At 33.9% G+C, this 12,729-nt stretch carries 11 protein-coding genes; 6 read left to right on the forward strand and 5 right to left on the reverse strand.

Features of this window, described 5'->3' with window-relative positions; genetic code table 11:
* Positions 1-120: 120 nt before the first annotated feature.
* The 3 genes from LNP81_RS06700 to LNP81_RS06710 form a co-directional block, all read right to left on the reverse strand.
* A complete protein-coding gene (locus tag LNP81_RS06700; RefSeq protein ID WP_008466087.1) occupies positions 121-777 on the reverse strand; it encodes a hypothetical protein in 657 nt (218 codons plus the stop codon).
* A 121-nt stretch (positions 778-898) separates the two neighbouring features.
* Entirely contained in the window at positions 899-1,270 is a 372-nt protein-coding gene (locus LNP81_RS06705) for a YraN family protein (protein ID WP_230034433.1), read from the reverse strand.
* A 157-nt stretch (positions 1,271-1,427) separates the two neighbouring features.
* Complete coding sequence (locus LNP81_RS06710) at positions 1,428-2,327, reverse strand: S66 peptidase family protein (protein WP_230034435.1); 900 nt, start codon at positions 2,325-2,327, stop codon at positions 1,428-1,430.
* Positions 2,328-2,553: 226 nt separating this feature from the next.
* Between LNP81_RS06710 and LNP81_RS06715 the strand changes: the two genes are divergently transcribed.
* The 3 genes from LNP81_RS06715 to LNP81_RS06725 all read left to right on the forward strand — a co-directional run bounded on the left by LNP81_RS06715 (position 2,554) and on the right by LNP81_RS06725 (position 4,685).
* Positions 2,554-3,654, forward strand: a complete 1,101-nt coding sequence (locus LNP81_RS06715) for an endonuclease/exonuclease/phosphatase family protein (protein ID WP_230034437.1) — start codon at positions 2,554-2,556, stop codon at positions 3,652-3,654.
* A gap of 107 nt (positions 3,655-3,761) precedes the next feature.
* Positions 3,762-4,301 (forward strand): 3-hydroxyanthranilate 3,4-dioxygenase, encoded by a 540-nt coding sequence (locus LNP81_RS06720; RefSeq protein ID WP_230034440.1) that lies wholly within the window; start codon positions 3,762-3,764, stop codon positions 4,299-4,301.
* A 210-nt stretch (positions 4,302-4,511) separates the two neighbouring features.
* Entirely contained in the window at positions 4,512-4,685 is a 174-nt protein-coding gene (locus tag LNP81_RS06725) for a hypothetical protein (protein ID WP_230034442.1), read from the forward strand.
* Between the two features lie 547 nt (positions 4,686-5,232).
* On the opposite strand, the gene LNP81_RS06730 is transcribed toward LNP81_RS06725, so the two are convergent.
* Positions 5,233-6,192 (reverse strand): MBL fold metallo-hydrolase, encoded by a 960-nt coding sequence (locus LNP81_RS06730; RefSeq protein WP_230034443.1) that lies wholly within the window; start codon positions 6,190-6,192, stop codon positions 5,233-5,235.
* Between the two features lie 118 nt (positions 6,193-6,310).
* Between LNP81_RS06730 and LNP81_RS06735 the strand changes: the two genes are divergently transcribed.
* The 3 genes from LNP81_RS06735 to LNP81_RS06745 all read left to right on the forward strand — a co-directional run bounded on the left by LNP81_RS06735 (position 6,311) and on the right by LNP81_RS06745 (position 9,440).
* Entirely contained in the window at positions 6,311-6,925 is a 615-nt protein-coding gene (locus LNP81_RS06735) for a hypothetical protein (RefSeq protein WP_230034444.1), read from the forward strand.
* A gap of 101 nt (positions 6,926-7,026) precedes the next feature.
* Complete coding sequence (gene amaB, locus LNP81_RS06740) at positions 7,027-8,580, forward strand: L-piperidine-6-carboxylate dehydrogenase (RefSeq protein WP_230034445.1); 1,554 nt, start codon at positions 7,027-7,029, stop codon at positions 8,578-8,580.
* Between the two features lie 110 nt (positions 8,581-8,690).
* Complete coding sequence (locus LNP81_RS06745; RefSeq protein WP_230034446.1) at positions 8,691-9,440, forward strand: hypothetical protein; 750 nt, start codon at positions 8,691-8,693, stop codon at positions 9,438-9,440.
* Positions 9,441-9,492: 52 nt separating this feature from the next.
* Here LNP81_RS06745 and LNP81_RS06750 read toward each other — a convergent pair whose 3' ends face one another.
* Positions 9,493-12,333: a pectate lyase family protein gene (locus tag LNP81_RS06750; RefSeq protein WP_230034447.1), complete on the reverse strand. Its 2,841-nt coding sequence runs from the start codon at positions 12,331-12,333 to the stop codon at positions 9,493-9,495.
* Positions 12,334-12,729: the final 396 nt, after the last annotated feature.

The following is a 12,729-nucleotide window of genomic DNA, read 5'->3' on the forward strand; positions in this document are numbered from 1 at the left end:
GACCACGAAGAATGATGATTTGATAATTAAAGGGCAAAAAAAATCCTTTTATCTTTCTGGGAAAGAAAGATAAAAGGATAGTATAACGAATCGTAATGATTTTGTGATTTAAAAAATTTATTAGTTTTTTAGGTCTTTAATTACCTTAAAAGCAACATCAACCTGATCTTCTCCCACTAATATAGTGAATTCATTTGAAGTAGAAATTACCTCATTGATGATAATTCCTTCCCAGGCCAAACGTTGAAAAATGAAATAATAAATACCCGGAACTACGATGTTTTCTTTTGGTAATTTTACAGTAATAGAAGCCAGATTATCTAATTTCTGAATTAGTTTTTCGCGCATAAAATGCTTTTCAACCAAATGATTTACACTGCTGCTAACCACAATATTAGTTTCATTTACGCCACGAGATGAGGTATAAAATATATCAGATAAAGCATTAATATCAGAAATTAAATCAGCTTGTTTGTTTAAAACAGTTTCAGAAGCTGCAAAAGTGTAATCTGTCAATTCAGAACGAACCGTGATTTCACCAATATTCTTGATTACTTTATTGATTTTATGGTTCAGTTTAAAATCTAATTCTTCCGTGAGTCGTTTCAGCGACATTACAACAGCACCTTGTTTCACCTCTTTGCCAAATTCACTTTCCAGTTCGGTCATAATGTTCCGTGAAAGCGACGTCAGGTTGATGATTCCAAGCGATAGCGCATTTAATAAAAAAGGTTTTGTTTTGATGTAATTTTCGACGATTGAAGAAACAGTTTTCATAGTTTTTTTTCTTTTTTTTTGTAACTTAATTGTGTTGGTTTAGTTAATAGGGGATGTTATAAATTCCTGCAAATATAAATAAAAAAACAATTTGTTACAAATATAACAATAAAAAATTATGTTAAAAATGATAAAAAGCGTCTGTAAAATGTTCAATTGCAAATGTTTCGCCTTTTTTATGTATGGCTACGATGTCAAATCTTATGTTTAAATCATCACAAAAATCCTTTTCCCTATCGTTTATGTAGGCATTTACTGCTTTTATCAGAAGTTGGATCTTTTTCGGTTTCACAAAATCCTGCGGAGCACCAAAATCTAAACTCGATCTTGTTTTTACTTCAACAATGGCCAAAACAGATTCTTTTTGAGCAATAATATCAATTTCGGCCTTCTGAAAAGTCCAATTTCGATCTAAAATTTTATACCCTTCTTTCCGAAGAAATTCTACAGCAAGTTCTTCGCCTTTTTTTCCAAGTTCATTGTGTTCAGCCACTTTTATGTTATGAGTTTTGAGTTAGTAGTTATGAGTTTGTTTTGTACGCAAAGACGCAAAGTCGCAAAGAATTAAATAAAACTTTGCGACTTTGCGTCTTTACGAGATTTTTATGTGGTATTTGGATTCTTCTTAATTGGAAGAAAACGAGAAATTATTATTTTTGAAAAGTAACAGTACTTCCGGTTTCATTAACCTCGATCGAAATCGTACTTCCCATTATAAGCGCTCTGTTATCCTGAATATGTCCGGCAGGAAAATTGAAGATTACCGGAATATTGTATTTTTTAGTAACATCATCTATGATTTCGACAGCATTTTTACCCCATGGCACTTCGTTGTCTTTCATTTTGGTCATTCCGCCAACGATAATTCCTTTTAGGTTTTCAATACAGCCATTACGCCTTAAATTGATCATCATTCGATCGATATGATATAAGTATTCATCAAGATCTTCGATAAATAAAATTTTGTCCTTGCAGTCAATAGCCGATGGAGATCCTAACAAACTATATAAAATAGATAAGTTACCGCCAACCAATTCGCCGGTTGCTTTACCAAAACGGTTCATTTTATCCGGAGCTACAGAATAGGATAAGGGTTCGCCAAACAAACTCGATTTCATCGAGCTAATGGCAGCCGGAGTAGCACGCGGAATAGTTACCGGCATTACACCATGAATCGATTTGTAACCCATAGTATTCAAATGATTGTGCAAAACCGTTACGTCGCTAAAACCAATAACCCATTTTGGGTGTTGCTTAAATTTTGTAAAATCTAAAAGATCAATCATTCTTACGGTTCCATATCCGCCGCGAACACACCAAATTGCTTTAATATTTGGGTTGTCTAATTGATGTTGAAAATCTGCTGCACGTTGTTCATCAGTTCCGGCAAGTTGATTAAAATCAAGTCCAATTGAGGTTCCCACAACAGCTTCTAATCCCCAGCTTTTTAATAAATCTATGGTAGGTTTTAAGTTGTCGTCGATATTTTTTCTGGCAGTTGCTAAAATGGCTACAGTATCTCCTTTTTGTAAATAAGGTGGTGTTATCATGTTTTGTTGTGAGTGACAAGTGAATGAATGCAAAGCAAAAATAAGAAATATGAATTTACAACTGGCAAAGTGTTTCTTTAAGTATTGGTTTGGGCTCATGTTCATGGTTCTTTTGCTAATTCAGTATTAATGATAAACAAATATAGAGATTTTAAAAAATAAAATAATTAGAAAAATCTTACAGATAAATTAATTTGCTTAAATTGAACTTTTTAAAATTAAGTTGATGAAAATTATTGTATCTAAGATATATCTTATTGCGCTGTTTTTTCTTTCGGTTTCACATGCACAATCAAAAAAATATACCATTCATACCGTGGCATTTTATAATTTCGAAAATCTTTTCGACACGATAAATGATCCTACAACCCATGATGACGAATGGACTCCCGATGGAGCGCAACATTGGACCAAAGAAAAATACGAACAGAAATTAAAAAATCTTTCCAGAGTTTTATCTGAAATAGGAACTCCTGAAAATCCTAATGCGCCAACAATAATTGGCGGTTCTGAAATAGAAAACCGCGGCGTTCTCGAAGACCTGCTAAAACAACCCAAATTACAGCACCTTGACTACGGAATTATTCATTTTGATTCTCCCGACAAACGCGGAATTGATGTTGCGTTGCTTTATCAAAAAAAATATTTCAGACCCACTTCTTATTCTAATATTCCTTTATATATCTATAAAGACAATAAAATTGAAAAGGAAGAAAAGAAAGAAGAACCAGATGATGAAATCGAAGTAAAAATAGCCAACAATAATCGAATTTTTACAAGAGATCAGCTTTTAGTAACAGGTTTTCTCGAAGGCGAGGAGATCCATATTATCGTCAATCACTGGCCATCGAGATCTGGTGGTGAAAAAAAGAGCAGTCCGTTTCGGGAATTGGCAGGAAGTTTAAACCGAAAAATTATCGATTCTTTACAACAAATAAATCCCAATGCAAAAGTCATGACAATGGGCGATTTAAACGATGGCCCGTTCAACCGAAGTGTAAAAATAGCTTTGGGAGCAAAAGCCAAAAAGAGCGAAGTTCCTGAATTTGGAACTTACAACCCGTTTGAAGAACTGGCAAATAAAGGCATGGGGACAATTGCTTTTAGAGATTCATGGGATATTTTCGACCAGATTATCATTACAGAATCCCTTATAAAACCTGATTTTTCGACCTTTAAATTCTGGAAAGCAGGTATTTTTAGCAAACCCTATCTCATTACGACTTCGGGACAATACAAAGGATATCCGCTTCGGCATAGTTTGACCGAAGTAGGTTTTAGCGATCATTTTCCCGTTTATATTTATTTGATAAAAGAGATGAAATAGTTTTCAGTTTACAGTCCCCGCTTTCAGAATATTGTAACTGTAAACTGTGACTGTAAACTGATCACTTTTTACTAACTTAGCTTCATAGAAATCCAGTACCACTAAAAATGTCAATAGCAAAACCTTTCAATCTTACCAAATGGATCGACGAAAACCGTCATTTACTTAAACCGCCTGTAGGAAATAAAAATCTTTATGTAGATTCCGGCGATTATATCGTGATGATTGTTGCGGGGCCAAACGCACGTAAAGACTACCATTATAACGAAACCGAAGAGCTTTTTTATCAACTCGAAGGAAGCATAAAAGTCGTAATTCAGGAAGATGGCGAACGTAAGGAAATGGAATTAAATGCCGGAGACATGTATCTTCATCCAGCTAAAATTCCTCATTCTCCAGTTCGTTCAGCAGGTTCTATAGGTTTGGTAATCGAACGCAAACGTGCCGGAAAAGGATATACTGACGGATTGCTTTGGCATTGCGACAATTGCAATCATAAACTCTACGAAGTGTTTTTTGAATTGCATAATATCGAAAAGGACTTCCTGCCGCATTTCGAACATTTCTATAATTCAGAGGAATTGAGAACTTGTGATAATTGCGGAACCGTAATGGAATCTGATCCTAGATTTGTCGCGAAGAAATAAACATATCCTAACAGTTTTTTTAAACTTGTTAGGTATTATAATATTAACAATAGAAATAAAAAGTCTTTGAAATTTTAGTTTTTAGGAGCTATTTCCCGCTATCCGTTTCAATCTTTTCCTGGCTAAAGAAGCCAGAAAAAGGATTTCCACTTCTATCGGGGCTAGGAGAATCGTTTTCATAAGAAGATTTAATGAAGAAAAATAATTAGAATGAAAAATCCAGATGAAATAAAAGAAACTGCTTCTGTTGAGAATATCATTAAAGAAATTCATCTTGAAGAATTAAAAGCAGAAATAGAACGAGGAAAATTAGATATTAAAGAAGGTAGATTTATTACTCATGAAGAAATGCTTATTGAGTTAAAAAATAAAGGAATTATATAAATCCTAACTGTAGATTGTACTCAAAAACCTTTGTCAAAGTTTTAAACCAAGAGTGTAAGGAACTTTAAAACTTCATTTTTTTTGAATACTATTATCTGAAAACACATTAATAAACAATTGTTTAGGATTTCTATTTGTAAATTGAATAGCCTCCAGCTTTAGCTGGAGGTCAAAATAGAAAGCAAAAAAAGGCTTTAGTCAAATTTCTGAAAGATCAGCTTATTTGGCTAAAGCCTCCAATCTAATGTAATCCGTTTTAATCTCCAGCTAAAGCTGGAGGCTATTCAATTCGAAAATCTCGTTGTAATATGTGCGTTCCAGTGCATTAAATAAAAGTATTTAATGCCTAAAATTTACCTTAAAAATCTAAGAAAAACACTCTGTCTATCAATGAGTTTTGTGAATTCAGGCAATTTAATTGGTTGTAAACTGATCGAGAAGCTCCTCTAAAAAAACAATAAAAGTTCCTTACAGTCTTGGTTTTAAACTTTGACAAAGGTCTACACAAGAAAAATCTTTTTAATCTAATAATCTGTGGCAAAAAAAACTACAACTCAAACTTTTTTCCTTGTTCCGGATAAATAATCTTCAATCCAAGATCGTTTTGCTTTTGCAATTGTTCTTTCAGTTTGATGATATTTTTAGTGGGCGGTTTCAAATGTGTCACGATAATATTAAAACCTTTTAAAGTTCCTTTTCCTGATAAATCTTCTAAAGTGTGAAGTTCTTTCATTAAATAATTTGGCGTTAAATGTCCAAACAAAAATTGATCCGGTTGTTCATTAGGGAACGAAACTTCAATAAAAATCCCTTTAAGTTGTTTACTTTTTATAAGAGGTGCAATTGCTGTCCAAAGTGATTTCAGTTTATCGCTTTTTTCTACAGCATCAGGTCCCGTATCTCCTAAATAAAGCACATAAGATTCTCCGTTTTTAATCAAAAAAGCAGTGCTCTCAAACGGATTCACATGACTTAACGGAAATGCTTTTACCGTCATTGTAGTATTGGTAATTGGAGTTTCCTCACCAATATTTAAAGTCTGAAAATGATATTTTTTTAATGGAGTTCCGGGACCTTTATCACCAAAATTGGCCCAGGTTTCATCATTAAAATAATGCTTTTCCATCATCTCCATACATTTATCAGTAGCATAAACCGTTTTTGAAGAATCGGCAGGAGAATTAATAATCAAACCCGAAACGTGATCTAAATGGGCGTGAGAAATAAAATATCCTTTAATGTACTTTCGTAAAACTTCGCTTGTAGAAACTTTAAATACTTTATTTTCGATGGCCTTTTCGATTCCGGCATTTATAGTTCCCGCATCCAAAGCAATAAAATCATTTGTATTTGTTGGCGCTACTAAATAAGCCGAAAGATTTTTTTCGTCGATACCACCTTTTATTCCTAACGGAACAACCTGAAAAGCAGATTTTTGTTCTTTTTGAGAAAATGCATTTGCAGAAATTAAAACGAAACAAATCAAAAGGCGATTAAAAACAGACATATTTAAATAATTTTGTTGCTGCAAAGTTCCTGAATTAAGACGAATAAATTGTAGAATATTTCTTTAATTGAGTTTTATTAATCCTAAATTTACTTTTAGCTATAAAAAAGTTATAAATATGAAGCAGTTCTTTTTGATTTTATTATTGAGTCTAATGGCTTCAAGCGCTTATTGTTGTGATTGTTCAGAGAAGCCTTCGATTAGAAAAAATTGGGAAAGTGCAAATCAGGTTTTTATTGGAAATGTAATCAAAGTAGATAGTTTGCTTTATGGAGGTTACGGAGAAAAAGTCTACTCATTCACAATTAAAATAAAAAAATCGTTTAAAGGAGATATTTATTCTGGCAGAGATTATAGAACTATTTTATATGTAGATACTGCGGCTTGTGATTTTCCTTTTGCCATAGGTGGTGAATATCTAATTTATGCTAAGCAGGATAATTTCGTGCTTCATTGCTCTCTCTGCTCAAGAACAGATTTATTAAATAATGTTTCAAAAGAGGAATTGAATGCTATAGCAGATTTGCAAAAAGAAGATTTTAAGAATAGAAAGCAAATACGAATTATTAAATTTCAAAATAATACAGAATATCAAATTGATTTAGTAAAAAATTCTTTTGAAGAAAGTTTAAAACGTAAAAATTTAATAATCAATATTTTATCTGGTATAGTCGTTACTCTTCTTTTAATAATTTTGGTTTTTCTTATCAAGAGAAATAAACGCATTAATTGATTAAGAAGCATTATTACAATTTCTGGTTTAATTCAATTAAAATTCAACACGAAATAATATCTTTACATAAAAATATAACAATTTTAACTAAAAAAGTTACAATGACAACAATAGCATCACAATTTGGAATGAATGAGGCTCTGGAAAAATTGGGCATCAAACTGATCAATGAAGGAACATCAACAGGAATACAAAACTTTTCTTCAGGAGAAATTCTGGACAGTTTTTCACCAGTAGACGGGAAATTAATTGCTTCAGTAAAAATGTCAACACCTGAGGATTACGAAAAGGTAATGCGGTCAGCGACAGAAGCTTTTAAAACTTTCCGTTTGATTCCTGCGCCACAACGTGGAGAAATTGTTCGTCAGTTTGGGCAAAAGTTACGTGAAAATAAAGAAGCTCTTGGTAAATTGGTTTCCTACGAAATGGGGAAATCTTTGCAGGAAGGATATGGTGAAGTGCAGGAAATGATCGATATCTGTGATTTTGCAGTTGGTTTATCTCGTCAATTACACGGATTAACAATGCATTCTGAAAGACCAGGACATCGTATGTACGAACAATATCATTCATTGGGAGTTGTGGGAATTATTTCAGCATTCAACTTTCCGGTTGCTGTTTGGTCGTGGAATACTGCTTTAGCGTGGATTTCTGGTGATGTTTGCGTTTGGAAACCTTCTGAAAAAACACCTCTTTGCGGAATTGCCTGTCAAAATATTATTGCTCAGGTTATTAAGGAAAATAATCTTCCTGAAGGAATTTCTTGTTTGATAAACGGCGATTATAAAATAGGAGAATTAATGACGGCTGATACTCGTATTCCGTTAGTTTCTGCTACTGGTTCTACTAGAATGGGAAAAATAGTTGCACAAGCTGTTGCGGGACGTTTAGGTAAATCATTATTAGAACTTGGAGGGAATAATGCGATCATTGTTACTCCGGATGCTGATATTAAAATGACTGTTATTGGTGCTGTTTTTGGTGCGGTAGGAACTGCCGGACAACGCTGTACATCTACACGTCGCTTAATCATTCACGAAAGTATTTATGATAAAGTAAAAGATGCTTTGGTAGCAGCTTACAAACAATTACGAATAGGAAATCCGCTTGATGAAAACAATCACGTTGGACCGCTAATTGACACACATGCAGTTGAAGCTTATGCTATAGCTTTGAATAAAGTAGTTGCCGAAGGTGGAAAAATTTTAGTGGAAGGAGGAGTACTTTCAGGTGAAGGTTATGAAAGTGGCTGTTATGTAAAACCGGCAATTGCCGAAGCTCAAAATTCATACGCCATTGTACAACACGAAACATTTGCTCCGGTTTTATATTTAATTAAATATTCTGGAGATGTTGATAATGCAATCGAAATTCAAAATGGAGTAGGACAAGGATTATCCTCTGCGATTATGACGAATAATTTACGTGAAGCCGAAAGATTTTTATCAGTTGTAGGTTCAGATTGCGGAATTGCAAACGTAAACATCGGAACTTCGGGAGCTGAAATTGGAGGTGCTTTTGGTGGAGAAAAAGAAACCGGAGGCGGGCGTGAATCAGGATCTGATGCCTGGAAAATCTATATGCGCCGTCAAACTAATACAATTAATTATACAACGAGTTTACCTTTGGCACAAGGAATTAAATTTGATTTGTAATAGTAAATAAATTCAATTTAAACCGCTGATTTCAAATAAATGAAATAGGCGGTTTTTTTATGTTTAATTTATAGTAGTTTGCTTATTTTTGATTGAAAAATTGCACTAAAATGAATCCAAAAATATTTTTGTTGTTACTGGCAATTTCTATCCTGAGTTGTAGTAAAAAAACAGATGGAAAAGCTGTAGTCATAAATAAAGACACATTGAATAGGACTATTCCTGAAGAAGAATATGAAGGAGATGAATCTGAAATGTTGTTAAAAGAACTTAAATTTCCACAAACAGGAAAAGATTTTGAAGCTTTCGTTTTAGAACCTTGTGAAATAAAAATGAAGGCAGAAGGTTTTCTAAATGATGACAACCTTAAAGATATTGTAATTGTTTTGCAAAACGAGAATGATAATAAAGACTCACGTGCGACGCTGGTTCTTTTAAAACAAGAAACCGGAGGGTATAAACTTCAGGATATTTCTTGGAAAGCTGTTGATCCCGAATATACAGAAAGTGGTTACCAGATATATACATCAGAGGAAATTTATATCGAGAATAAAGTATTGCACATTATGCTTCAGAGTGGCGGAGGACCATCTGGTACAAGAGAAACATTATACAAATATCTTAAGAATGATTTAGTTCTTATAGAGATGCATACTTTTAATACCGGAGCAGGTTCTCATTTGTCCAGTGATTATAATTTATTAAAAGGAGTGGCTGAACATGAAGTTACAAATACCTTAAATGATAGTATGCCAGATAAGCATGAAATCAAAAAATTTCAATTAAAGCGACAGATGTTATTTACAAAAGACAATCCAAACATCGTTTTAGAAAATTTACCAGGGTCAGATAATTTTTAAAAAATAAAAGGCTTCCGTTTTTCGGAAGCCTTTTGCTTTTTAGATTTTAGATTTATTTCTTCAAAATAGTTTGATTAAATGAACCATCTGTAGTATATATTTTTACTAAATAAGTTCCAGGAACCAGATAACTAACATCTATATTCTCCAGGTTTTTATCAGCTGTTTTTATCAGCATACCTGAAATATTATAGATCAAAACTTTCTCTATATTTTGAGAAGCACTTGTAATTGATAATGAATTGGTAACAGGATTAGGATATAATACCGGTTTTGCAATTTCTACTGTTTGTGTTGCGTCAAAACTTGCTGCACGTAAAGTACTTCCCGCATATTCCGTGCTTATATAGAATAAGTTGGCAACAGATCCTTTTGCGATGGTGTGCGAACCGGAAGCAACTGAAGCTGTAACGATTCCTGCGGAAGCGGTATAAGAAACATTGTCTATTTTAACTGTTCCTGTAAAATTCGAATCAAAAACCAAGGTCAATGTTGAAGCACTTGTTGTGGAGTAAGTAATCGTTGTACTAGATTCAATTTTTAAGCGTTCAGTCAATGTTAATCCACTATAGGTTACAGACCCAGGTGTAGAATTCATGTTTCCGGTAATGGTGTAGAATGAACTTGTTTTTCCAGAAGTAGTAAAATTGTGAATTTGATTATTACCTGGATTATTTGTTGTTACCGTAATTGTTCCTGATCCCGTAGCGGCTGTTCCTGTCCCCACTGTAGCGATTGAATATGATACAGTTGCTGTTGGTGTACCGGTAATAGTGATCGTTTTTGCCGATATATTTTTTACAAAACTAATCCCGGATGCAGGTAATCCGGTTACTGTTGCATCTGTTGCGCTGCCTCCCCAGGTAAAAACAATCGAAGCAATGGCTGTTCCGCTTGCGACAGTTTGGTTTTTATTAGCTGTAGAAGCAAGGGTTTGACCACTTGTTGCCGAAACCGTAATTGTACCTGATCCTGTTGCAGCTGTTCCTGTTCCTACTGTGGCAATAGAATAAGATAACGTAGCTGTAGGAGTTCCTGTAATAGTAATGGTTTTAGCGGTTGTATTTTTTACAAAACTAATTCCCGATGCCGGTAATCCGGTTACTGTTGCATCTGTTGCGCTTCCTCCCCAGGTAAAAACAATAGCACCTATAGCTGTTCCGCTTGATATGGTTTGATTATTGTTTGTTGTCGAAGTAAGGGTTTGCGGGTTTGCTGGCGGAGTTCCTTCGCCTTGTACAGCTACTAATGATCCCGTATAATTAGTAAGTGCAGATTTCAATGCTGTAATTACCAGCGACGATTTATCATCTACACTATTGTCAAAAGTCCATTTAAGATCTCCTCCGGAAACTCTTCCTGCGTATTGTGTTGTTTTTGTTTTTGCAACTGCAGGTTGATCTATTACTAAGTTTTTTACATAAAAAGCTGCGTTGGTATCAAAGTTATTATAAGTATTTGCTCCAGATTTAGATTTTACGTTACTGCTCACTACTTCTCCTCTTGATGTTGCTACATAAGCATCAAAGTCTGTTGTAGAGCTTATTTTTCCTGAAATGTTGTATAAAGGATTCGTATCACCATAAGCAACAAAACGCATATTGTTTGTGGCAATATCAGCGTCGAAAGTGTTGTTGAATGCTTTGATTGAACCTCCTGCTTCGCCTGAAAAAGTTCCCATAGTTCCGGCATTATTTACCTGATTGGCTTCGTCCCAGATATCACTTCCCTGTAAAGAGGTCAGCATTGGGTATTTACTATTTCTATAATAATTTCCTTCAACAAATAAAGAAGAGCCTAAAGTAGAGCCTGATCCGTATTTTGAAACTCCATCAAAATAATTGTTATAAATGTGTGCCGAATAATAACGAACGCGTGGATGACGTGAGTCAGAATGATCAAACCAGTTATGATGATAAGTAATATACAAACCGCTTGTCGTACCTTCGCTTAAACCTAAAAGACTTGCTTTACCGCTATCCCAAAAGTGATTGTAAGCCAGTGTAATATAAGTTGAAGTTTTATTGTCTAATGCCCCATCTCCTTTTATTTGATCAGCATCGCTGCCTGCATTTCCATAAAATAAATCGCAATTATGAACCCAAACGTGATCATTATCTTGCTGCATCCCAATATTATCACCGGCAGTACTATTGCAATTCATAACGCCAATATTGCTAATTTCAATATTAGAGGCAGATTTAAGGCGTACGCCCCAACCATTTGCAACAGCATCGGTTCCAACTCCTTCAAGAGTAAGATAGCTGGAAGCGTTGTTTGAGTTTTCGATCACAACATCGCCGCCTTCCATTACAGTCATATCAGTAATATTTCCGATCAATCGAATAATAAACGGACGTGTATCCTTTCCTTTTTTAATTGCATATAAAATATTTTGTAAGCCAACACACGGATTAGAACTTGCGCCCGTAATATCCATTGATATCGTATTTTTAGTGTTTTGAGTAATGTAAAGAATTACCGCGCCTGCTTTTGGCGTTCCATCAGCATTGTAACCGCCAGGAACGCGTCCTCCGTCAAATGCAAAACCATTACGATCATGTGCTAAAACAGTTAGAGTACTTGTTGTAGAACCAGTTCCTTCAGTTCCAGATATTACGGGTTTTACTTTTACAGTATATGTTCCTGCTTTTAGACCCGGAATGTCTGCACGAAAATAGGAGCCGTAACTTCTTATAAGCTGATCGTCTATTTTTTTGTCAACGAAACCATTCCCTGTGTAGTAAACATTATACGTTTGGGCATTACTTATAGGTTGCCATTTTACAAAAACAGATTCTAACCAGCCAGAAGCTTCGTTAATTTGAACTTGTTGTGCCCAAGTTTGAATACTGACAAGAAAGAGCGTCAGGATAAGTAGGTTTTTTTTCATAATTGTGGTTTTTTTATTAATAAAGTTTTTTGTGGTTTTTTGGGTATCGAAACTATTCAAGTAATTGTAATCGATTACACAAAAGTATATTATTTTTTTTAAATGTGTAATTAATTAGCTATAAAAAAACATAAAACATAAAATTATTTAGTTTTAATAATTATTATGTAATAAATTACACTAAATGCAATTTATTACATAATTGCAAAACGGCTTCTTAAGGTGGGATTTTGTTGAATTCTATAAAAATGTAGAGATACAGAATGCAGCAAATTAATATGAAAATAAAGGATTTAATTGTATTTGAATGTAATACTATTTAAATAAGTAAAAAGCTACAATTTTGAATTAAATTATTGTGTTTTCTATTTAAAATTAGCTCTTAAATAAAAAATG

This window comes from Flavobacterium piscisymbiosum (genome assembly GCF_020905295.1).
GTDB lineage: Bacteria > Bacteroidota > Bacteroidia > Flavobacteriales > Flavobacteriaceae > Flavobacterium > Flavobacterium piscisymbiosum.